This window comes from Acinetobacter sp. SFD, assembly GCF_001647575.1.
Classification (GTDB): Bacteria; Pseudomonadota; Gammaproteobacteria; order Pseudomonadales; family Moraxellaceae; genus Acinetobacter; species Acinetobacter pecorum.
Window position 1 is genome coordinate 234561 of sequence record NZ_LSZJ01000012.1, and the last position, 24121, is coordinate 258681.

At 44.1% G+C, this 24121-nt stretch carries 22 protein-coding genes and 1 pseudogene; 22 read left to right on the forward strand and 1 reads right to left on the reverse strand.

The window, feature by feature from the left end; all coding sequences use genetic code 11:
* The 19 genes and pseudogenes from AY605_RS08770 to AY605_RS15095 all read left to right on the forward strand — a co-directional run bounded on the left by AY605_RS08770 (position 1) and on the right by AY605_RS15095 (position 20904).
* Positions 1 to 234: a hypothetical protein gene (locus AY605_RS08770; protein ID WP_064096030.1), complete on the forward strand. Its 234-nt coding sequence runs from the start codon at positions 1 to 3 to the stop codon at positions 232 to 234.
* Complete coding sequence (locus AY605_RS08775) at positions 234 to 1877, forward strand: portal protein (protein WP_064096031.1); 1644 nt, start codon at positions 234 to 236, stop codon at positions 1875 to 1877. The genes AY605_RS08770 and AY605_RS08775 overlap by 1 nt, the downstream gene beginning before the upstream one ends.
* Complete coding sequence (locus AY605_RS08780; protein ID WP_064096032.1) at positions 1874 to 2311, forward strand: hypothetical protein; 438 nt, start codon at positions 1874 to 1876, stop codon at positions 2309 to 2311. Before AY605_RS08775 ends, AY605_RS08780 begins: the two co-directional genes overlap by 4 nt.
* On the forward strand, positions 2304 to 2969 hold the full coding sequence (locus AY605_RS08785; RefSeq protein WP_212839208.1) for a hypothetical protein: 666 nt from the start codon (positions 2304 to 2306) through the stop codon (positions 2967 to 2969). Before AY605_RS08780 ends, AY605_RS08785 begins: the two co-directional genes overlap by 8 nt.
* A 16-nt stretch (positions 2970 to 2985) precedes the next feature.
* Positions 2986 to 3888 (forward strand): phage capsid protein, encoded by a 903-nt coding sequence (locus tag AY605_RS08790; RefSeq protein WP_064096172.1) that lies wholly within the window; start codon positions 2986 to 2988, stop codon positions 3886 to 3888.
* A gap of 75 nt (positions 3889 to 3963) precedes the next feature.
* Positions 3964 to 4266: pseudogene (locus AY605_RS08795) on the forward strand (Gp49 family protein); the annotation flags it as partial.
* Positions 4267 to 4293: 27 nt separating this feature from the next.
* Positions 4294 to 4509 carry a crAss001_48 related protein gene (locus tag AY605_RS15410; protein WP_416202341.1) on the forward strand — a complete coding sequence of 72 codons (216 nt, stop codon included), beginning with the start codon at positions 4294 to 4296 and terminating at the stop codon, positions 4507 to 4509.
* Positions 4510 to 4573: 64 nt separating this feature from the next.
* Positions 4574 to 5137, forward strand: a complete 564-nt coding sequence (locus AY605_RS08800) for a hypothetical protein (RefSeq protein WP_064096033.1) — start codon at positions 4574 to 4576, stop codon at positions 5135 to 5137.
* Positions 5137 to 7236 (forward strand): hypothetical protein, encoded by a 2100-nt coding sequence (locus tag AY605_RS08805; RefSeq protein WP_064096034.1) that lies wholly within the window; start codon positions 5137 to 5139, stop codon positions 7234 to 7236. Before AY605_RS08800 ends, AY605_RS08805 begins: the two co-directional genes overlap by 1 nt.
* A gap of 1 nt (position 7237) precedes the next feature.
* Positions 7238 to 7687, forward strand: a complete 450-nt coding sequence (locus tag AY605_RS08810; RefSeq protein WP_064096035.1) for a GNAT family N-acetyltransferase — start codon at positions 7238 to 7240, stop codon at positions 7685 to 7687.
* A gap of 2 nt (positions 7688 to 7689) precedes the next feature.
* Positions 7690 to 8172: a hypothetical protein gene (locus AY605_RS08815; RefSeq protein WP_064096036.1), complete on the forward strand. Its 483-nt coding sequence runs from the start codon at positions 7690 to 7692 to the stop codon at positions 8170 to 8172.
* Complete coding sequence (locus tag AY605_RS08820) at positions 8172 to 8606, forward strand: hypothetical protein (RefSeq protein ID WP_064096037.1); 435 nt, start codon at positions 8172 to 8174, stop codon at positions 8604 to 8606. Before AY605_RS08815 ends, AY605_RS08820 begins: the two co-directional genes overlap by 1 nt.
* Positions 8606 to 10642 carry a hypothetical protein gene (locus AY605_RS08825; protein WP_064096038.1) on the forward strand — a complete coding sequence of 679 codons (2037 nt, stop codon included), beginning with the start codon at positions 8606 to 8608 and terminating at the stop codon, positions 10640 to 10642. Before AY605_RS08820 ends, AY605_RS08825 begins: the two co-directional genes overlap by 1 nt.
* Positions 10642 to 13467, forward strand: coding sequence for a hypothetical protein (locus AY605_RS08830; RefSeq protein WP_064096039.1), 2826 nt, complete (start codon positions 10642 to 10644; stop codon positions 13465 to 13467). The genes AY605_RS08825 and AY605_RS08830 overlap by 1 nt, the downstream gene beginning before the upstream one ends.
* A 59-nt stretch (positions 13468 to 13526) precedes the next feature.
* Positions 13527 to 13949, forward strand: a complete 423-nt coding sequence (locus tag AY605_RS08835; RefSeq protein WP_064096040.1) for a hypothetical protein — start codon at positions 13527 to 13529, stop codon at positions 13947 to 13949.
* Between the two features lie 66 nt (positions 13950 to 14015).
* Positions 14016 to 16541 (forward strand): hypothetical protein, encoded by a 2526-nt coding sequence (locus AY605_RS08840; protein WP_064096041.1) that lies wholly within the window; start codon positions 14016 to 14018, stop codon positions 16539 to 16541.
* 65 nt (positions 16542 to 16606) lie between these two features.
* Entirely contained in the window at positions 16607 to 16942 is a 336-nt protein-coding gene (locus AY605_RS08845; RefSeq protein ID WP_064096042.1) for a hypothetical protein, read from the forward strand.
* A gap of 3 nt (positions 16943 to 16945) precedes the next feature.
* A complete protein-coding gene (terL, locus tag AY605_RS08850; RefSeq protein ID WP_064096043.1) occupies positions 16946 to 18598 on the forward strand; it encodes a phage terminase large subunit in 1653 nt (550 codons plus the stop codon).
* Between the two features lie 8 nt (positions 18599 to 18606).
* Positions 18607 to 20904, forward strand: coding sequence for a right-handed parallel beta-helix repeat-containing protein (locus tag AY605_RS15095; RefSeq protein ID WP_064096044.1), 2298 nt, complete (start codon positions 18607 to 18609; stop codon positions 20902 to 20904).
* A 30-nt stretch (positions 20905 to 20934) separates the two neighbouring features.
* Here AY605_RS15095 and AY605_RS08860 read toward each other — a convergent pair whose 3' ends face one another.
* Entirely contained in the window at positions 20935 to 21873 is a 939-nt protein-coding gene (locus tag AY605_RS08860; RefSeq protein WP_064096173.1) for an acyltransferase family protein, read from the reverse strand.
* Positions 21874 to 21988: 115 nt separating this feature from the next.
* Between AY605_RS08860 and AY605_RS08865 the strand changes: the two genes are divergently transcribed.
* Genes AY605_RS08865 through AY605_RS08875 form a run of 3 tightly spaced genes read left to right on the forward strand, consistent with a single transcriptional unit; the run spans position 21989 to position 23150 of the window.
* On the forward strand, positions 21989 to 22252 hold the full coding sequence (locus AY605_RS08865) for a holin (RefSeq protein WP_064096045.1): 264 nt from the start codon (positions 21989 to 21991) through the stop codon (positions 22250 to 22252).
* On the forward strand, positions 22236 to 22778 hold the full coding sequence (locus AY605_RS08870) for a glycoside hydrolase family protein (RefSeq protein ID WP_064096046.1): 543 nt from the start codon (positions 22236 to 22238) through the stop codon (positions 22776 to 22778). Before AY605_RS08865 ends, AY605_RS08870 begins: the two co-directional genes overlap by 17 nt.
* Positions 22779 to 23150 carry a hypothetical protein gene (locus AY605_RS08875; RefSeq protein ID WP_064096047.1) on the forward strand — a complete coding sequence of 124 codons (372 nt, stop codon included), beginning with the start codon at positions 22779 to 22781 and terminating at the stop codon, positions 23148 to 23150.
* Positions 23151 to 24121 lie beyond the last annotated feature (971 nt).

The following is a 24121-nucleotide window of genomic DNA, read 5'->3' on the forward strand; positions in this document are numbered from 1 at the left end:
ATGGGAGCTAAACCAAAGGTAGTGCAGCAAGATCCGGAAGGTGATGCACGCCGGGCAGCCGAAAAGGCTACAGCGGAATCCAATGCCAAAAAAGCAATGCGCCGTACTGGTAGCTCTATGGGTAGCGGCATGAGCGTATTGGGTGGGGATACTGATAAGAAGCAGTTATCCGGTTTTGCTAAGAGCTGGAACAACTTTGTGCAAGACAAAAAATCAAAACTAGGCGGTGGCTAATGCAAAACGACGCTCGTAAATACTGTACCCGGTTGGGACAACTCAAAGCTGCGCGTGCACAGTATGAATCGCATTGGGCTGAATGCTATCGGTTCGGTGCGCCTGAGCGTCAGCAGTCCTTTGCTGGAAGTGATGTAAAGAATCAGCGTGAGACTGAGCGTGCAGATCTGTACGATTCAACCGCTGCCGATTCTGTCCAGGTGCTGGTTTCCATGATCATGAACGGCGTTACACCTGCGAATGCAATCTGGTTTAAGGCACAGCCGGACGGCATAGATGACCTGTCAGAAGTCACTGAGGGTGAACGCTGGCTTGAGGATGTGTGTCAGTTCATGTGGCGCAATATCCACGGCGCAAACTTTGACAGTGAGAACTTCGACACGATCACGGACGTTGTGACCGCTGGATGGGGTGTGATGTATGTCGATATTGATCGCACAGCTGGTGGGGGCTATGTATTTGAGTCATGGCCTACAGGTAGTTGCTTTATCGGATCAACACGTGCGGACGGTCTGATTGACACCATTTACCGCGAACACGAAATGACAGCCGAAGCCATGATCAATACTTATGGTGAAAAGAACTGCCATTACACGGTGGTTGATACTGCCAAGAAGTCACCAGACACCAAACTAAAATTGCTGCATGTGATTCAGCCGCGTAAACAGGTGGGTGCTGGCCAGATCAACAAGGCTATGCCGTTTGCATCCTTCCATATTGATCAGAGCAATCAGCACATGCTGAAAGAATCTGGTTATCACGAATTTCCTTGCTCGGTGCCACGTCTGCGCAAGTTGCCAAACTCGGTGTATGGCAATGGCCAGATGACTTTGGCTTTGCCTGATGCCAAGTCATTAAATGATCTGATGAAGAACACGCTACGTTCTGCGGATCTTCAAATTGGTGGTATGTGGATTGCTCAGGATGACGGCGTTTTAAACCCGCATACCGTGCGCATTGGCCCACGAAAAGTGATTATTGCCAACTCAGTAGATTCAATGAAGCGCCTGGATGATGGTGTGAATTTCCAGCTTCCAGAATATCTATTAGCCAACCTGCAAGGCGGGATTCGTCGCCGTCTTATGGCTGACCAGTTGCCACCAATTGGCACCAGCAACATGACAGCAACAGAAATCAATACACGGGTCGAACTGATCCGGCAGCTGCTCGGGCCGATGTATGGTCGTCTGCAAACTGAATACCTGAAATCTATCCTTGATCGCTGTTTTGGTCTGGCCTTGCGTTCAGGTGTTTTAGGACAGCCACCAGAAGAATTATGGGGTCGCAATCTTTCATTCAAGTTTGTTTCACCACTGGCACGCTCTCAGCGTATGGAAGAAGTCTATGCCACCGAGCAGTACATCGCGAGCATGGGGAATGCAGCAGCCGTAGAGCCAACCATTCTGGACAATATCGATTTTGATGCAGTAGCAACGATTACAGGTACAGGCCGTGGCGTTCCTCAATCGATCATGCGTACTGCGGATGAAGTTCAGCAATTGCGTGAATCACGCCAGAAAGCGCAAGAAGCACAAGCCCAGCAGCAACAACAGCAAGCCATGATGGAAATGGCCGGCAGTGCAGTTGCTAAAGGCATTGAGAAACAGATCGGTGCTGAACCCACAACAGGAGTAATGCAGTGATTATTTCCGTAGCTGTACTGCTTATCGTTGTCCTGATCTTAGCCGTTGGCTGGTGGAATGAGGTCAACAAAAACCAAGAGCTGAAAAGCCAGATTGAAAAATACCAGGATGAGCTTTCTGAGCGCCCATTACCTGAAGCGAACAAAGAAAGCGAACCGGATGAAGTCGGCACATTTGTCAAAACACGTATGAGCCGACCAGCCACACCAGAAACCTACCGCAATGTCTTTGATCTGGACGTAAACGGACAGCGAATCCTTGCGCATCTAGCCCACATGTACACCACTAAATCGACTTATGTACGCGGTGGCCATGATGCTGAACGTGAGTCCTGTTTCCGTGCAGGTCAGGCCGATGTGGTGGGCTTCATCTATAGACAAATCAACAAAGTAAACGACCCGAATTATAAGCAAGAGGACGAAGTAAATGACTGATCCAGTGAATAACCCAGTAGAGCCAGAAAACAATCCAGCACCTAGCGTGATGAATCCACCGGTAACCGATCCGGTAGATCCTGCACCAACTGATCCAGTAGACCCACCTGCAGCGACTGGTGCACCTGAATCAATCGATGGTTATCAGGTCGAAGTGGAAAACTTCAATTTTGATGAGTTCAAGGCCATCCCTGAAAATCAGGAGTTCTTGGAACGTGCGCGTGAAGCCGGACTGGATAACGGTAGCCTGAACTTCTTGCTGAAGGAATATAACGAGCTGATTCCAGCACTCATGGAAAATAACGCCGTACTGGACAATGAAACCACGGTCAAAACTATGACTGAAGCCTGGGGAGCTGAAGCAGAACAAAACTTCGGTTATGCCCAAGCAGTGGCAGGCAATCTGATTGCAAACGGCGTACTGACTGCGGAGGAGGTGAACGATCCGTCATTTGGTAACAATCCACTGGTGTTGAAGATGGCAGCGTACTTTGGCCAGCAGCTCAATGAAGATACACCCCCATCTAACACACAACAAACTGGCGGCGTAGATGTTGAATCATTAATGCAGTCGGAAGCGTATTTGAACGAAAGCCACCCTGATCACAAACGTGTCTTTGGCCAGGTTCAGAACTTCTATCAGAAGCAATACAAATAAGGGGTAATGTATGCCTATTGTGAATGAAAATAAAATCACGGCGGCCTTTGTTCAGCAGTTCCATGACAACTATGAGTTGGCATCACAACAGAACGAAAGCCGTCTATTAAAAACCGTAGTGAATCGCGGCAAAATCGTGGGTGAATCATTCACCATTAACGATATGGGGCAGGTTGAAATGGCCGCTTCTGGTGCGCGTTTCGGTGATACTACCTGGACGATTCCTGATGCTGGTACACGTAGCGTCTTGATGAATGACTTTGACCTGTTCATTCCAATCGAATCACGCGACATTCCAAAGCTGAAAGCGCATCCAAACGATAAATATATCAAGCTGCTGTATAACGCGAAAAACCGCAAAATCGATGACATCATTTACCAGGCTGCAATCGGTACTATCAGCCGTAAAAGTGTTGCGGATAACGGCACAGCAACAACCACACCAACCGCATTGCCAGCGGGTCAGTTGATTCTTTCAGGTTTTGGCAGTGGTAGCCTAAAAAGCAAGATCATCAAAGCAAAATCCATCTTCCGTGCCAATGAGTGTGACGAGCACAACGGCGAGCAGTTATACATCCTGTATACGTCTGCAATGATGGAGAAAATCTTAGGTGATACCACACTGACATCTGCTGACTTCATGGCCGGCAAGATGATTCAGGAAGGTGGTGTTGGTGGTAAATGGATGGGCTTCAACTGGGTTCCCTACGAAAAATTAAGTCAAGGTGCTGCGGTGGGTGAACTTCGTACCGTTGCTTACTGTGGATCTGCAATCCATTTCGGTGAAGCGGATATCACTGGCTTCGATATCACCACACGTGCGGACAAGAAAAACATCAAGCAGGTCGGTGGTGTGCATTCTCTAGCGGCAGGTCGTGCAAACGAGAAGAAAGTTGTTGCGCTGGACTTCGTTGTCTAACTGGTAGGGGCTTTGGCTCGGCATCTTGGGCATGGGGTGTCGGGTCTTTTTTAATAACCGAATTGGAATACTCAAATGACTAAAGCAGTAACAGAACAAGAATTAGCAGAAAAAGCCGTTGCACCGCGTGTGACTAAAGATCAGATCGATGCTCTTATGGATCGTGTTGCATATGTGACTGTGCAGCAGCCAGGTGATACCACTTCAACTTTTGTACATGCATATTTAGATGGTTCATTCTTTTTGGCCACAGGTTTTAGTGCATGTGTAAATAAAGAAAACTTTAATGCTGAAATTGGTGAGCGTTTAGCAAAAGGCAATGCAACCAAGCAAGCAGAAAATAAACTTTGGGAACTGGAAGGCTATCGATTATTTGCCAATCCAGCTCAACCACCTAAAAACCACATTGAGCGCATGCAGTTCGAAAAGCTTGAACTGGATACAAAACTGAATGCCTTAAAAGCATTTCTGGCCAAGCTTGGTACGGATCAAACACCAATGCTCACAGATGATCAGGTTTATAGCCTAGAGTCACAAGCTGAAGTGATGGGACTTTACTCCAATATTCTAGGCTCACGCATTGAATATGACGCGGATCTATTTAAAGCAATGGGTGGCTGATCCTAATACCCAACAAACCTAATCAAAGAAGCCTTCAAGATCACTAAAACTTGAGGGCTTTTTTATGTCTATTACAGAAGTATCTATCTGCAATGAAGCACTGAGCCAGATCGGCGCTAAATCCATTATTTCATTTGATGAAAATACAGAGAATGCACGCCGTTGCGCTTCGATCTATGCCAGCACACGCAAGGCACTATTGCGCATGCATCCATGGTCCTTTGCGAAAAAACGAGTGCAGCTTGCACCAGTCACCACGCACCCGACATTTGGTTATGAAAACTCTTTCCCGTTGCCACGTGATTTCTTACGTGTGATCAGTGCTGGTGTGGAGGAATATGAAGTCGAAGCACGCCACATTCTCGCCAATACCAATCTGATCAACCTGCAGTACATTGCGGATGAAGATAATGAGGAAATTTGGGATTCATTGTTTTGTGAGTGCATGGTGCTGTACCTGATCAATAAGCTGGCCAAGCCGATTACAGGTAGTCAGTCTGAATCTGATAGCGCATGGCAGAAGCTACAAAACATGCTGAAACAGGCACGTGCAATCAATGGGCAGGAGCGACCAGCGCAAGACTTTGCAGCAGATTATCAATCTTCACTGATTGGAGTGCGCTACTAATGAAAACCGTTGTCATGAAAAATAACTTTAGTGCCGGGGAGCTGGCACCAGCGTTATACACCCGGACAGATATTCAGCAGTATTCCAACGGCGCAAAGCGTATTAAAAACTTATTCCCACTGGTGGAAGGTGGTGTGCGCAAGCGTCCCGGAACATTCAATCGTGGACTGATGGAAGGTGGAGCGATTCGCCTGATTCCATTCATTGTGAACTCGGCCAATGTTTATTTACTGATTTTCAACCATCAGAGCATTACGGTCTATGACCCACGTAACAGAACAGTCATTACCACTCTTGTTTCACCCTATACAACGGCGCAGATCCGTGACATTCAATATGTGCAGTATCGCTTTGAAATGTTTCTGACGCATAACGGTGTGCCGATGCAGCGATTGCGTTGTGATGAGCTGTTTAGCAACTGGAATATTTCAGAGTTTGTATTTACCCATCCACCAATTGATTCAGAAAGTGCACGTTATCCGTTCCGTAAGGGCAAGCCATCAGGTAAGGATCTGGGTGCATTCGTCAATTTCACGCTTGATGTCGTATCTGTCTGGGATGAAACGCAAACCTATTTAACTGGTGACGTGGTGGCCTATCTGCCTGCTGGATTTGTTACGCCTTTTTATTATCAGGCAGCAACAGAAAGCACAGGAAAACGACCTGATGCATACCCGGGGGATTGGGTGTGGGTGCCAAATGCGAATGGGGCAGGTTTTACTGCAGCGGATGTGGGGCGTTATCTTGAGGTCAACGGTGGCCTGATCAAGATCACGAAATTCAACAACAGCGATAGTGTTAGCGGTGAGATCGTTAAAAAACTGGATGCAGATATTTTAGCAATTGAACGTTCATGGGTGATTCAGCCGCATGCTTTCAATGAGTCTGATGGCTATCCACGTTGCTGCACCTATTTCAAACAGCGCCTTGTTCTGGCCAATACCAAGAAAGCACCGAACAAGATCTGGTTTAGCGCCGTAGGGGATAACGGAAACTTTCTAGAAACCACAGAGGATGCGGATGCATTCAGTATTGTTTCAGCGTCTGGTCTGTCTAACAGTATCCTGTTTTTAGAAGCACAGCGCGGGGTGATCTGCCTGACTTCTGGTGGTGAATTCATGGTGGACTCAGATGGGGGATTGACACCGACCACAGTAAACATTGTAGAGCACAGCGCATACGGCGCATATTCCGTAACACGTCCTGAGCGGGTCGGGAATGAGCTGTTATTCGTGCAGCGTGGTGGTGAACGTGTCCGGGCATTGACCTATCGCTATGAGGTGGATGGTCTTGTTTCACCAGAGATCAGTGCATTGTCTTCACATATCGGTGAGCTGCACCAGGGCGTGAATGAAATTTCATACCAGCAAGAGCCTGAATCAATTGTTTGGTTAGTGCTGGGTGATGGCAAGGTGGCATCAATTACCTTTAACCGTGATCAAGAAGTTATGGCATGGGCACAGCATGATTTCGGTGGATCGGTGAAAAGTATCTGTTCTATGCCGACTCAGTTGGGTTCTGATGATGCGTACATGCTGATTGAGCGCAAAGGCAATGTTTATCTTGAGCAGATCTCTTTTGATGCTTTGGTGGATTCTCAGACCAGTATAAAACTGAATACCGGCATTCTTGTTAAGTCACGCTTCGATCACCTGAAAAATATTGCTGCGTATTGGGTTAAAGACGACACAGTGACTGAAATCGAATATCGGATCGAGGGGGATGAACTGATTATTGATGATTCAAGTCTGATCAATGAAACGCTGTACTTTGGTGAGCTGTTTGAATGTGTAGCGGAACTATTCCCGCCTGAGCTCAGCCAAAGCCCAATGTCGAGCATGATGCATAAGGCCAAGGTAGATCGGACGGCGTTCTTCTTTAATAAAACTTTAGGTGTGCAGTTGAACGGCCAGCTGGTCGAAACATTCACCTTTGATGACAACCTGATGGGACCACGTAAACCATATACCGGATATCACCTGGAAGAAGGCGGCACATGGGAGGATCTGCACAAAGTGCCTTTAGTTATCTCACACAACAAACCGCTACCTTTTCACCTGCAAGCTATCACCATGCAGTTGTCAATTAACGAGAAATAACATGATAGTCCGATCAGCCACACTGGATGACGTGCCGGCACTGATTGAAATAGCCCGTCAATTCATTCATGAAGCACCGAACTATGCCAGCCGTGAACTGGATGAACAGGCACTGAAAGACAACCTGAGCGCCGTTATTGATGGTATGGGTGCGGTGTTTGTGGCTGAGCAAGGGCAAGAGATTGCTGGCGGTATTGTCTGCCTGACAACTAAGGACTGGTTTAACAATCAGGTCATTGCCTTTGAACAGGTCTTTTATGTCAAACCTGAATATCGCGGCACACGTGCGGCATTGCTGCTTATTGATGTGTTCCTGAACTGGTCACGCCAGATGGGTGCAGGTCGTGTGCAATGCGGTACCACAACCGGAATTAACACGGAAAGCTGCGTGCGTTTATACAAACATTTTGGCTTTAACGAATACGGCATTCTTTTGGATCTGGAGCTTTAAGCATGGAAATTATTGCAGCCGATAACACTGAACTATTGGCCCATATTCTGGGGGATATTCAGCAGCGTGCTTATATCGACACGGTACGTGATGTGCAGCAGCAACTGTCAGAAAGTCCGGATCAGATCGATGTGCCTGTTCAACATCATTTTGCACCAGGTGTGTACATGCGCCAGATGGATGCAGCAGCCGGCACTTTGGTAGTAAGTAAGATGCACCGTACCGAACACATGAATATCTTGCTGAAAGGTTCGCTCACAGTAGCCACCGAGGATGGCATTCAATTGATGACTGCACCATGTGTATTGAAATCTATGCCAGGCACCAAACGCATTGGTTATTTCCACGAAGACAGTTCATGGATCACGATACACCCAACATCCGATACCGACCTTGAGAAGATCGAACAGCAGGTGATTGTGCCTGACGATGAGATTGATCAATTTCTTGCGTCACTTCCAAACCGATTAAAGGAGATTGAATAATGTCATGGGCAGCAGTAGCAGTAGTGGCAACGGTGGCATCCACGGCGTATGCGGGATACACCAACTATCAAAACAATAAACACTTGGGTGAGCAGGCTGAAGCGGATGCAAAAGCTGAACAGGCGCGTGGACGGCTTGAAGCTGAACGAATCCGTAAGGAAAAAGATAAGGCACAGTCACGTGCACGTGCAGCGGCTGCAGGAAACGGTCTGGATGTGCACGAAGGTACAGCCGTTGTAATCAATGATCAGATTGAACTTGATGGTAACTATGATGCCAATATGGCCGAGATTACGGGTTATAACAGCTCACAACGCCTGAAAGCTGAAGCAAGTGTGCATCGCAATAATGCCAATACAGCGATTGTTTCCGGTGCATTGAATACGGCTGCCGCAGGCTCATCTGCGTATGGTAATTCTAAGGGGTGGAAATAATGGCTAGAATCCCGATGGGGAACTTTGGCAATGCAATGCCACAGGTTGAACGTATCCAGATGCCACAGCGCAACACAGGCCAATTGGCTCAGGCTGTAGGTAACTTAGGACAAGTATTTCAAAACAAAGCAATAGACCGCAGACAGAAAGAAGATGCAGCCGATGTATCTGCCAAAAATGCGGAACTCTATAACAACCAGATGGCCGAGAAAGAAGGCAAGGTCAAACTGGATGATGTTTTGACCACTGAACTGTCAGAACAAATCACCCTGTTAAAAAACGATGTGGCCAACGGCGCAATGACCGCAGATGTGGCCAACAAGAATCTACAGACCTGGTCACAGGAACGCTTCAAAGGTCTTGAAAATGATCTGCCGATGCACGCACGTCTGGATCTGCAAAACTACTGGTCCCAAAATGTAGCGAAGAATGCCACTTCATTTCTGCCATTGCAGTTGAGTGCTGACAACAAAAAAGGCGAAGTGCTGGCTGATCGTTATCTTGAGATTGGCACACGTATGGATCGTGAAGCCGGTGCTGAATACGTCAAATCCAATATTCAAAGCTTGAACATACCGGAAGCACAAAAACAGGCACTGATTTATAAATACCAAGGCACACGTGATCTGCAAGATATTGACGGACGTATCACCAGTGCCATTGAAAATAAGGACACGGCCAGCCTGCAGCAGCTTGTCACTGAAATGGATAACGGTGGTTTTGGTTATACCGATGGCCCAACGCTACAGCAAAAGAAAGCCCAGGCACTCAGCCGGATCGATGCAATCAATAAGCAGGTCGAAATTGAGGAAAACAAGCGCCTGCAATTGGCTGGAAAGGCATTGACTGAGTTTAAATCTCAGGTGATGACTGGCCGTGCTTTGGATGATGACTACCTGCAGACCATGGGGGCAGCGGTTCAAGGTACCGAATACGAGGCTGAGTACAATTTCTATAAATCACAGTCTACAAACTTCCAGTCATTTGGTCGTTTATCTACTGCCGACATGGAAAAGCGCGTCAATCAGCAAAAAACCAAAATGGCCAACAGCAAGACAGCGGATGCAGTCACTGAGGAAAAGGTTTTAGGTGTCTATGAATCCATCCTGAATGAAAAGAAACAAACCATCAAGGACAACCCAAATCAGGCAGTACGTGAAGCGGGACTGCAAACCCATCAGCTCACAGGCATGGAACTGAAAACCAATCCGGGTGGCTTTGCTGAAAAGGTCGTGGATAACGCCGTCAGTCAGATCGCATTAAAAGATCCCAATCTGGTGATCAAGCCTATTGCGTCTGAGGATCTGGCCGAAGCCAAACAGGCTTTTGATGCTATGGGCGTAAATCAGAAACTGGATTTTATTGGCAACCTCATTCAGCAAACCAAAAGCGTTCCAAAGGGGAATACTATCTGGTCGGCTACGCTGGGGCAGTTAGGCGGTGGTGATCTTTCCTATCTTATGGCAGGTGTAGCACGCGCCAATAACTACCGTTCACGTGATGGTGAAGATGTTGCAGTTGCTATCGTTTCAGGTACGCAGGCTTTAAAAAATAAAGCACTGGTGATGCCTAAGGATGATCTGCTCAAGGCCGAATTCAACAAGTATGTTGGGACTACCGTATCGGGTGCCACAGCGAATATGTCTTTTGCGGCATTTAAATCGATCTATGCACATTTGTCTGAACGCAATGGTTATCAGCACAAAGACAAGGACGATATTAGTAAGGAGCTAACCAATACCGCATTAAGTCTGGCGACTGGTGGCGTATATGAACAGGGTGTGAAATACGGCAATCAAAAGACATGGAAGGTATCCAAACCATACGGAATGGATGATGACCGTTTTGAAAGTATTTTAGATACTCGCTATGCGGCGATTGCGCAGAAATACCAGACTTCAGAAGCTGAACTTAAAGACTTGCGTTTACGTCGTGAAAGCCAGAACGGCCCTAAAGGCCAGATCCGCTATGCGCTGATCAATGAGCGTGGCACACCGCTGTTTTATATGAACATGCCTGATGGAGTGACCAAGTAATGAGTAACTGGTTATCTGAATATTCACCTGAAGAACAGAAACAGGTTGATACGGTCAATGCCAAAGGACTGGCACACAAGCCCACTGAAACAACGGAAGATTCTAGCGGCCTATTTAGCCTTGCTGCACCGTTGCGTGGTGCGGCAGCTGGCTTTGCCAAAGTCGGTGATGCTATTGCTGCGCCAGTCGATGCCGTTGTGGATCGTGTTTCATATTCCTTTGATGATGTGGGCAAAGAGGAATTTAGCGAGCCGTATTCTGCCTACAAGGAACGTAAGCAAAAGGCGCGTGATGATCTGGTCTATGAATCTATTGAATACTTAGAGGATAAAGAGAATACCGGCACAGTCGGCAATATCGCATTCAGTTTGGGCGACTATGCAACACGTGCGGTGGTCGGTAGTGCTGTGGGTGGTATCGCTGGTGCTGCGGCTGTTACTGGTGGATCTGAGACTAACTATGTCTATGGTGATTTAACCCGTGACGGCGTGGACGAAGAAACTGCGTTAAAAGTTGCTTTGACTGATGGTGCTGTGGCTGCGGTATCAACTGCATTGCCTATGTCCTATGGTTTTAAAGGCACAGGTGGCGTGATTAAAGATGGCCTACTTTCCGTTGGTGGAGCATCTGGTCTATCAATTGGTGGCCAAGCTGCATCCGGTGCAATTCTTGAATCAGAAGGTTACGACAAACAGGCCAAAAAATACGAAGTCACAGCCGAATCAGTCACTACAGATATTTTGCTGAATACCCTGTTTTTTGGTGCAGCACGTGGCGCAGGCAAGTATTTCAATAATCCCGATGTCACACCAGAGCAGCAGCAGGCAGCATTGGTTTTAAATGAATTGGAGTTTGAAGGAACACTGGCACCAGTGAAGCCAGCCAATCCAGTTCAGGCTAATAACCATATTAAAAACCTAGATGCATCAGTTGAAGCAATCCGTATGGGTCGACCGGTAAATGTGGTGCATCCGGTGAAAGGTGAGGAAAAGCAGAAGCCAGTCAATTACGACACTATGGCCTTACCAACCAATGCCAAAACGATTGCACGTAAGGCACAACAGGCCGGGATTCCTCCAAATGTAGCTTTAACGATTGCCCATATTGAAACAGGCGGTTCATTCAGCCATACAGCCAAGAATCCAACATCATCCGCACATGGTCTGTTTCAGGTGCTGGATAAGTCGTGGAGTAACTTGGGCGGTGGTGATCGATCTAATATTGATGAGCAGATCCGCATCGGCTTCAAGCATATGAAGCAGGCAGAAAGCCATATCAAGAAAAGTATTGGCCGGGAGCTACAACCGCATGAACACTACTTGGGGCATTTACTGGGACCAGGTGGAGCGTCTGCAGTATTAAAAGCAGATCCGAATGCAAAGCTGATCGATGTAGTTCGCAAGTACGATCCAAAGAATGCCAATGCTATTGTGAAAAATAATGCCATGGATGGTATGACCGTCGGCCAAGCGATTGGCAAATGGCGTAATAAGTGGAATAGTTTAAGCGCTCGATATGGTGGTAATGGCACCAGTACTGCAATCGGCATGGATGGTTCAAGCTATGACATGGCCTATGAGGTCAAATCACTGGATGAACTGATTGCATCAAACGATCTGGCCTATGGGGTAAATCCGCTTTATCCATCGGAACTACAACCACGTGACCGTACCCGTGAAGCATCACGTCAACAGATTGAACGCATGGCAGAGGATCTGCGACCTGAGTTGCTTGGCGAATCTCCAAAGCTGTCTGATGGTGCACCTATTATCGGTATGGATAACGTGGTCGAGTCTGGTAACGGTCGTACACTAGCTATTGCAAAGGCTTATGAATCGGGCCGTGCTGAAGAATATCGGGCCTTTCTGGAACAGTACGCGGCTGAACGTGGTATCGATATTGCTGGTATCAATAATCCTGTTTTAGTCCGGACACGTTTAACCGATACAGACCGTACGCAATTTGCAAAACTGGCCAATGAATCGGACGTTGCGCAGTACTCCGCAACTGAGCGTGCTGTGAGTGACTCGGATCGTCTGCCTGATGCTTCCTTGCTAAAGATCAACAATGATGGCTCAATTAATTTAGATGGCTCTATGGACTTTGTACGCGGTTTTGTGGGGTCATTGCCAAAGTCAGAACAGGGCACAGTCATTACCGGTGACGGACGTTTAAGCCAGGAGGGGAAACGCCGTATTGAATCTGCAATCATGCAACGCACCTATGAGGATTCATCATTGATTGGCCGTATGGCTGAGAATCTGGACGATGACAGCAAGACTGTATTGAATGCCTTGCTCCGTGCTGCACCGCAATTGGCACAGCTTGATAGCTTAGTGAAGCAGGGCGGTCGTCATCAAAATAGTTTGGCCAAGGATCTGGCACAGGCAGCGCAAAAACTTAGTGATCTGAAAGCCAGTGGTCAGACCGTACCGGATTATTTAAGTCAAGGTCAGCTCCTCGAGGACGGTTTAAGTGATGGTGCAAAGCAGTTTTTAAACGTATTTGATACCAATAAGCGTAGTGCTAAGGCCATTTCAGACAATATTCAAAGTGAGATTGACCGGATCGAGGGGATGGGCGATCCGCGACAAGGCTCACTGTTTGGTGATGGTCCAGAAGAATCGGCCGCTTTAGATATCATCATGCAGAATCCGGATCAGCAAATTTCAGTCAGTCGCATGCGTCCAGATGGGGAAATGGAAGAAATCACCATATCTTTACGTGAACGACTGGATGAGCTGGAAGCTGAAGCACGTCAGGCACAAGAAGATACTTTGGCCGCACAGACTGCGATTAGTTGTGCTTTACAGTTTGGGGAGTGACGTTATATCTTTTGAAAAGAAAAAAGATTGAACATGAAATCACCTTGAGATAATTGCTTATGAATAATGCAGAGAATTTTGATTGGGATAAGTGGATCTCAAATACAAGTTATATGGATGTAATTAAAAAAAGTCCTATTAGTCATTTCGGTAGGGCTGTACCTACTTCAATATGTCCAGTGGATAATGATGTTTTATATATTAACTCTATTGACGAGTGGATCGATCTTAATGACCAAGATCATGTAAAGCAGTCTTTAGAAAATATAGTGCGTAGCTATTTGAGCAGATCAAGAAATAATAGCGAATTCGGGTTGGATGCATTAATACTCACTCAAAGAGAATATGATTTCGAAGTGCTATGCGTACTTACACAGGAACGGTTTGATCATGTAGATAATTTATTTAATGGAGAATATGAGCAATCCCTTTTTGATGTAAAAGAATTATTCAATGAGATGGCAAATAAGCTTAAGCCTTAAGCTTTACCCAACAAACCACACTCTAACTAATGCTCAGATGATGGAAATTATCTGGGCATTTTTATTATGAAAGACCAATGCAAGGCCGCCGTAGCTAAAGCACTCGGCAAGGCCACACTAAACCAGCAAGAAGCCACCGACATTGAAAACCGGATCAAGGACGCGATGAAGTCTTTGGCCAAAAAAGATATTCAGAACTGGCGCAATTTATCTGATGCAGAAAAACTGGTGAAAGCTGGTGAATTTGTCGCAGAAGATATTCAAGCGCAATTAAAACGAAAGCATGCCATTGCAGCGCGTGACATTCTTACCCAAAACAAAAACCTTGCACAGCTTGATCATCCCACATTAACAGCCAGTGAAGTTGTAGACCGTATGGTTGCACCGCATGGTGATATGTCCGGCATCCAATCGATTGACTCCAAAGCACGTGCGATTGCATCCGTTTACCGTGGTGATCTAGTGGACTTCTATACCAATATTAAAGGCGGTTTAGGTGTATTTACTGATGCAGAACTGGTACAAAAAATTGTCCGTGAACGCTTCAATGACAGTACCGGCGATCCTTTGGCCAAGAAGATTTCAGACAAAATGGGCGAAGTCTTTGAAGGTATGCGTGAACGCTTTAACCGTGCCGGTGGTGATATTGGAAAACTGGATGATTGGGGATTACCGCAGACGCATAGCTTAGAAAAGATTGTATTAGCCGGCAAACAGGCATGGGTGCAGAAAGCAGAAGGCTTAATCGACACTTCAAAATACGTGCATGAAGATGGAACGTATTATTCACAGCAAGAGATCCGCGAACTACTTGAATACTCATTCGACACATTGAGCAGCAACGGTGCCAATAAAACTGAAATTGGTCGTCAGTCCTTTGGCGGTAATTCCAAAGTCACCAGCCGACATTCTGAAAGCCGGGTACTGCATTTTAAAGATGCTGAATCATGGATGGAATATCAGGCTGAGTTCGGTGGTATGCCGTTTGTAGACTTGGTGGAAGCACATATTAACGGCTTATCCAAAGATATTGCTATGGTGGAAAATCTGGGTAGTAGTCCTAAAAATGCCATGCGCATATTGATGGATGCAGCAGAGCAAAAGGACTGGCAAAAGGGTGTTGATGCAAACGATACAGGCAAATCACGTAAACGCGCACAGACCATGTTTGACGAGTTTTCAGGGCAGAATACACCGCAATCCGAAGTGCTGGCCAATATGGGTTTAGCGTACCGGTCAATGAACGTGGCATCCATGCTGGGTGGTACCACAATTTCATCCGTCACCGATCAGGCCATGATTGCCAAGACTGCATGGGCTCATGGTATTGCCTACCACAAAACTTTTGGTGAGCTGGTTTCACAGCTCAATCCTAAAAATAAAGAAGATCGGGAACTAGCGCACAGCTTAGGTTTAGCCACTGAAGAAATGCTCGGTTCTATCGCACGCTGGTCTGATGATGGATTGACCTCAGTGCATGGCAAGTCGCAGAAATTAGCTCGGGTATCCAGTGGTATTGCTTCACAGGTTATGCGCATATCTGGCCTGAATGCACTCACAGCAGCTTCAAAAGTCGGTTTTACCAAGATGCTTATGCATAAATACGGCACTTTGACCCGCTCTAAAACATGGGCCGATCTGGATGTAATGGATCGTGAGCTCATGGAAAAAACCGGACTGAACGAACGCGCTTGGGAAGTGATGCGCCTGGCTGATCCGGTCGTGGATCGTAAAGGTAACCAGTTAATGTCTGCACGTTCTATCCATGAAATTCCTGATAGTGATTTAACTAGGTTTGGCGACCCACAAAAGGTGCGTGACGAAGTGGCCACACAGTTTCAGGCACACTTGCTGGATGAGCAGGGAATGGCCGTAGTTGAAGCCGGATTGCGTGAACGTACATGGATGAGTGCAGGGCAACGAAAAGGCACAGGCATGGGCGAACTGGTGAAATCCATGCTTCAGTTTAAATCCTTTCCAGCCGCGTTTTTGATGCGTCACGGTTCACGTGCAATGGCGCAGGATGGGGTGAAAGGTAAAGCAGCTTATGGCATTTCATTGTTTGCTATGACCACACTACTTGGTGCGCTGGCGGTACAGCTTAAAGAGCTGGCCAATGGTAACGACCCTTCAACCATGTGGGATAGTGAAGATCCACAAAAGACAATGAACTTCTGGACTCGTTCAGCGGTTCAGGGTGGTGGTCTATCTATTCTTGGCGATATCCTTGTTGCTGGTACGGATACTTCAGGGCGTAGTGCTTCGGACTTTATGGTAGGTCCATTGGGTTCAGACGTTAAAGCGGTACTTGGTTTGACCGTCGGCAACCTGACGCAGTACTACGATGACAAGGACACCAATGCAGCGAATGAAGCATTCCGTTTGCTCAAGAACAAGATACCAGCGCAAAACCTGTTCTATACCAAGGCGGCAACCAATCGCATGATCTTTGATGAAATGCAGGACATGATTGCACCCGGGTACCGTGAAAAATTATTGCGTAAAGCCGAACGTCAGCACGACCGGACGCGGTTCTGGGGTGATGATGTGGGGGATATTCAGATGCCTGATTTTGAGCGTATCGTGGAGTAAGTAGGACACCCAATTAACCCCAATCAAACCCCCTGTATATATGGCTTATATACGGGGGATTTTTTATGTCGGATGTAAAGAAGTTACGTTTCCTAAAGCCTGAAACTGTAGAGAAGTTAAAGCTCTGTATGGAGATGGCCGGTACAGATGCGGTCGATCTAATGACTGAGGCTTATGGTCAGGATGTTTTTGATAAGAAAGGCCGTGGTGACAAAGTCTGGTTATACAAGGGCGCAAAAGAAGCCCTGACCTGCATGGAGAAACTGAACCGAGTCTTGCTTGATGATGAATTGTCAGCTGGCGACGGAAGTGATCGGAATGTATCACCAGAAGCACAGGCCGCAAAATTACTTGAAGCTGTGGCCAAGAAGTTAGAAGAACGCAAACAGCGTCCGAGCTAATACATGATTAAGGTCAGCTTTGCTGCTTTCTTTCTGGTTTATGCGGAAGCCATGAATTGGGAAGTGCCAGATTTCCATTTAGATGTCTGTGATTTCTTGGAAAATTACGGCTCACTTGGTTTATTGATGATGCCACGTGGTCACGGCAAATCCACGATTCTAGATATCTATAACGCATGGAAGCTATTCATTGATCGAAATCGATTGATTCTGCACCAGGGCGCAACTGATGGTGATGCTTCAAAGTGTAGCCGTGGTACTCAGCAAGTCATTGAAAAGCATCCGTTGTGCCAGTTGTTTGGCGTATTTAAAGAACGTGGTGAGCTTCAAAAGTGGTGGGTGACCGGATCGGAAGATGTGCGGCACGGCTCACTGCATGCGCGTGGCGTATTGTCCAACGTGACTGGTGCACGTGCGCATGAGATTCAAAACGATGACGTAGAAATGCCAGCCAACATCGGTACACCCGAAGCACGCGAGAAGCTGCGTTATCGCCTGTCTGAACAGACGCACATTCTCATACCAGGTGGACAAAAGCTATTTGTCGGAACACCGCATACCCATGACTCACTTTATACCCAAGTACAAAAACAGGGTGCAAAATGTATGATCCTTAAAATGTTTGAAAAAGAGAAACGCTTTGAGAATATCAGCGAGTGTTTATCTGACTTCGATCCGGTTTATGTGTTCAGTGGGATCAGTCATACAGCCAAGCTGCTCACACGTGATGAAGATTATGCAGTTTATAAAATTGGCAACACCTTCAAGATTATTCTAAAAGAAACACACTATCTGATCGACTTGTATAGTGAATCGCTATGGCCTGAACGCTTTACACCGAAAGTCATGGGAGAGCGCCGTAGAGAGTGCCGGACATTAAACGAATGGGATTCACAGTACCAGATGCATGCCAAGCCAGTTGGCGAAGTTCGACTTGATCCGGATAAGATGATTCCTTATGACTGCGAACCAGTTTTAAGACGTGCCAACGGCCAGTACATCATGATGCTTGGGGATCGTCAGATTGTCGGTATTACCATGCGTTGGGACCCATCATCCGGAAAGCTGAAATCCGATATTTCCTCAACTGCATTAGTGCTGCATGATGATTTTGGTGCCAAGTATTGGCATAGATCCGTTGCACTGACTGGCGATGTCGTTACTCATGACGCACAAGGAAATATCATAGGTGGTCAGGTATGGCAGCTTTGCGACCTGATTGAGCAATTCAATGTACCGAGTCTAACGATTGAGACTAATGGTATTGGTAACTTTGCACCAGCAGCTCTAAAAGGTGCATTGAAAGCACGTCGTATCCGTTGTGGAGTAAAAGAAGAACACAGTGTAGGGAATAAAAACAAGCGTATTTTAGAAGCGCTAGAAGGGCCGTTAATGTCAGGACTTTTATGGGTGCATACATCCGTCATTGATACCCCCGAAGAAGGTGAGAATAGCTCAAGACAGTACAAAAATATGCGTATGTTCAACCCTGCAATTACTGAACAGCCCGATGATGACCTAGATTCTTTAGCAGGTGCTGTTACTGATTCACCGGAACGCGTAGGCAAAATACACAGAAATAATGAGGTCAATGAAGGCCCTAATTGGAGAGGGAATAGTGGCGTGATTGAAGCCACTCTAGACTTTGAGAATTAGGGGGCATTATGTCTGTACCTGAACAAACGCCGTATATCGAACACACAGGAAACGGGGTAACTACTAGCTTCGCACTAAAGTTTCAGTGTGAATCAAAAGATCATTTAATTGTTTTAGTGGATGATGTTGAGCCGCCGATTGCATCTTGGAGTTTAACCGGTGGCAATGTGGTATTCACCACTGCACCAGCTAGTGGCCGGAAGATTACCTTACAGCGCAATACACCATTTAGCCGAAACACTGACTACCAATCTTACAATAATTCATTCCGTCCACCAGCTGTAAATAAAGACTTTGACTGGATCTGGTGGAAGCTTCAGGAGTTGGGTGTAGCTGACTGGATTCTCGGTAATCGTATTAGTGCACTGAAGAACTATGTGGACCGAAAAGATGATGAGCTAAAAGCTTATCTTATGGAGGAGATCCGCAAGCAGGGGGTGGCACTAGATCAATTAGATGAGTACTACAACTATCTGATGGAAAGACTGGCTCAGATTGCTGTAGATAAAGGGTGGGATGCTTCTTTTGTTGTTGATGGTGATAAGAATCAAAAGCAGATTAATGCTGAAATCAATATAAAATCTAAACGAGACAATGAAACAATCTATGATTATGGTGCTATTGGTGATGGAATCCTTCACACTGTTCAAGAGTGGTACACAGCCGGTTCAAATAATTACAATCAAAAATATAAAGGATTAGCAGATGTACAGGCTGATTATTCATTTGTAACTGACAAGGATTTTTCGATTGATCAAGCAGCAATTTTAAAATTAGCCAACATTAAGTCAAATAAAGGCGGAGGGTGTGTGGATTTATCCCAAGGCCATTTTATTGTTAAACCGGTTAACAATGGTGCATGTTTATCGATACCTCCAAAAGTTACTTTAGTTGGGCATTATGAAGATACAGTTTTAGAGGAAATTTCAAATAGTATTGATGATCCTACGACTTCAGTTTGGTGGGACTTGATATTATTTAGTGGAAATACAAATGTGGGAGGGGGGGTAAAGAATTGTACATTCAGGCATACAGGTGGCAAAAGAAATAATACAGCAACAGTGGCTGTGAGAAGTGGTGCTAGCAGAAAAAAAATTAGCGGTTGTATTTTTGAAAATACCATCGGTACATGTATTGGCATTGAATATGACTCTTATTCTCCCAAACCATTAAATTGTAGGGTTTTTGAAAATACATTTACATCAACATCAAGACATTGTGTTTATATTATTGGGTCAACACATAATTACATCTATAACAATACATTCTATATTAATGCATTAGAGGCTATTGTATTTAGAGCAGCCAATGATTGTGATGTTGTTTCTAATAATTTTTTTGGGGTAGAAGGAGTTAAGTATCACGCGATAACTCTGGCAGCGCCACCTACTGGAGTTACTTATAAATATGAGAGATTAAAAATAAGTAATAATAAAATGTATGGATTAAAAGGTGCTGCATTTTATGGGCAAGGTGTGGGCTGTACGTTATATGATTCAGAGATTATCAATAATACGTTTAATTTGGATAATGTAGATAATGAATTTCACAGTATCATGCTTTATAGGGCAAATAGATGTAAGGTTTCGTTAAACATATTTGATGGCGGTAGAAATCGAGCTATTTATTTATATGGTAGTAGTAAAAATGAAATTAACTCTAATACGATAAAAAACGTAATATCTTCAGGAAGTACTCAGGTAGGTGCAATCGGATTAGCTTCCTATAAAGATTCTGATAATATTACATATTATAGTACTGATAACAAACTAGTCGGAAATAATATTGTTGATGATCGCTCAATACCATTAATGAAAACTGGTGTACAAATGGGAGCAGGATGCATAAGAAATCTAGTATCCAAAACTGAGTTTGAAGGTATTCAAACTAAAATTGATAGTGTTGATGGTCTGTCTAATCAATATGTGGGGGAAACTATAAATAAACTTTTATTCGGTTCACCTAGCATGACTGCTGGAACGAATACTTCTACTGATATGAGTTTTGTGGGTAATACTCTATTAGCTTACGTTAACAGAGAAGTGTTTATTAAATCATTTAGACTAGTAGTTCAACAACTAACAATTTCAGGAACAGCAACAGCAAGGTTATATAAAAATGGTAGTGCATTGGTGGCTAATGTGTTTACAGCAGATAATTCCTCTAAAACTGGAATAATACATTATCAACCTGGACAATATTCGTTAAACTCTGGAGATACAATAAATTTAAAAATAGAGACCGCATCTCTAACAACAGAACAATCCTCTTTATCTTTTGCGGTGGAAATTGAATTAGCTCAATAATAAAAATAGCCCCTTTTAAAGGGGCTATTTTTAAATAATATACTTAAGTTTTTTATTTAAATAAATAAGGAGGTTTCCTACTATAATTGCTAATATTAAAACTATGAAAGAAGATATGGTTTCATCTAGAATAATATAGTAGCTTAAAGAAAATAATATCATAGGGTGAACTAGATATATAGCACTGGATAAATTGGCAAGATTTTTAGATTTTATTTTTAAATTTTTGTTTTTGAAATAAGTAAATAGAATTGGTGATGCTATAATTAAGGAGAATAGTTGATCTAGATTTTCAGATGAACTTACAAATATTCTATTCAGGTTTGACTCTAAAACAACCAATGATAAAACTATTATTAGCATGGGTAAGTTAACTTCAATCTTATTGAAAATTTTATATTTGTTTATTAGGTATCCAGTTAAGAAAAATGGTATACAAAATAATAAAAAGTTTCTATGTACAGCATTCATGTTAAAAATTTCATCTAAATATCTATTTAATATATGTAAGTTACCTAAAAGTTGTATTATACAACCCATAAAAAACAATATTAATATTAAAAAAATATGAATTTTAGTTGATAGGTTTCTAATTAAATATACGAAAAAACCGCTGAATAAAACCCCTATTAAGTACCATAAAATATAGTATCCATTAAAGAATATATATATTGTTTTTGGTATATTATTTAAGTCTAGCCAGTAGGGTGAGTAAATAAGCATCCAAATCAAATATAATAAACCCAACCTAATAGCCCATTTTTTTAATTTACTTAAACAAGTAATATTAAAAAAATAAAATCCACTGATAATTAAAAAAGTTGGAACAGCCAATCTGAACAATCCTTCTACTGTAGAAAAATAGCCAATATTGGAAATATTTTTTAAAAAATGACAATGGAGAAAAACTACGCTCACTGCTAGGATTATTTTCAGTATATCAAGGGAAAGATTTCTTTGGTCTTCCATAAACATTAGTCCATTCTTTAGAATAATTTTATAGAAACATCACCCAACAAACCACCATAAGCTCTAGCTTTTAATAAGTTAGGGCTTTTTTATTACCAAAAATTTAGGGGGCGGCATGTCCGAACATAAAACGGCAGTGGTTGAGATGGCAGCAACCGTTTCTTCCGCTGCATCAAAAACAACATATGCGGGGGCTGCTTCTGGTTTTTTGGCATACCTTGCGTCAATTGATGTTCTCGCATGGCTGGGTATTGCGATTGCACTGGGTGGCTTTGCAGTGAACTGGTACTACAAACGACTTGAGAACAAACGAGCCGATGAGATCCACAAACTAAAAGTAGAGCAATGGGAGAAATATTACGATGTCAAACAAGACTAAATATTATGTGATTGGTTCTTCTCTGGTGCTTGCTGCAGGCATGTGGATTACTGGTCCAAGTGAAGAACAGGTGCAAGCCACAGCACAAAAAGAAGGCTATACATCTAAACCAGTCATTCCGGTCAAAGGCGATGTACCAACCATTGGCCACGGCACTACGGTCTATCCAAACGGTGTGCGCGTCAAAATGACTGATCCAGCGATTGACCGAAAGCAGGCTTTTGAATATCTCAAGCTGCACATGGATAAGGATGCACAGCGATTTAACAAAACCGTTCTGAATGTTCCAATTTCACAGCCTGAATATGATCTTTATCTTGATTTCACATACCAGTACGGCACTGGTGCCTGGTCTGGATCGTCAATGCTGCGCCATTTGAAAGCGCGTGAATATATCCAGGCGTGTAAGTCACTTTTGAAATGGAAGTATGTGGCCAAGCGTGACTGCAGTATTCGTTCTAACAATTGCTATGGCGTGTGGACTCGACAAGTTGAACGCTACAACAAATGCATGGGAGTGAACTAAATGCCACTCCTAATGCTGATCTGGAACAACAAACGCTGGTCCCTGATTGTTATGCTTTGCATCGTAATCCTTTGCCAGCTCTTTCAGGCCAATCGTTTAGCCGGGGATTTACGAAAAGCTGAAACGACATGCCAGGACAAAATTAATAAAAAGCTAAAGCCATATCTTGATGCTGAAAAGGAAGCACAGAAGCTGGCCAATAAAGCAGGGGAAGAATATGAAGAATCGAAAGAAGTTGAGCGCGTTAAAACCGAAACGATTACACGTGAAGTGCAAAAGATCGTGGAACGTCCTGTTTATATCCACACTAATTGCTTTGATGACGATGGGGTGTCAGCAGTCAATGCCGCTGGTAATTCCAGCAAACCTTAAAACACCTTGTCCTGATCTATTGGAATTAAAGTCTGGCCAAGCAAAAGAAGTGCTGCAGGTGATGGTGGATGATCGACGAAAGTATGTAGATTGTAAGCAGCGCCATGCGGCTGTAATTGAAATTGTAGCAAAGTCCTCAAAGTGAGGGCTTTTTGCTTATAATGAATCAGGTATATTTTTGAATGTGTACAGTAGTGTGTACATAAATATTTATAAAATTAAATATTAAATAAAAAATATATCTAAATTAAAGGTTTGCGGTCTTAACCATCCATATCGAAAATGATAGTCGGTCTTTGCATTCAGGATTCTCCAAAGTTTTTCAAAGTTCAACAAAGCATGTAGAAAAGCTTTAGATTCAATGAAATTAGCTGTCTTTCGCGTTCTTTAACGGTGATCAAATAATTTCAAAGTTCAACAAAATCATTTACCTTTCAAGAAAAAATTATGTACATCGGGGTATACATAATTTTGCTCTGCTTGAATATATGCAAAGTATAGAGCATTTGGGCAGGAAAATTTATATGGGTTGAAGTGATGGTGGGCTTAAATTCAATAAAGCACAACTACATGAAAAGGTGGGGGTGGTGACAGATCGGGGTGGTCCGTCGATTCGACTAATACCTAACCTTAATATCGTGTGGCAATACCGCTATTGTGTTGAAAGGAGGGGGATGAATATCTGAAACAGCTCACAGTTAAAGACATTTGCGATCTTTGGTGGGATACGAATGCGTTTCATAAAGTTTTTTATAAGTAGAATTATCGGGCCTTTGAGTTGCTGGTTTATCTGCAATAAGTAGACGCGAGCAATGAGGTTGAAACGCATCAGGTGCAAAAAAAATGTACTTTGGCAGCACAGAACCCAACTGGTCGCGCTTTACAAATTGGATAATAATCCATAAAGGTCATTCAATTGTTTTGCTCTATTTTCTTCGCTTAAATAAGAAACACATTAATTAAATTGTAAG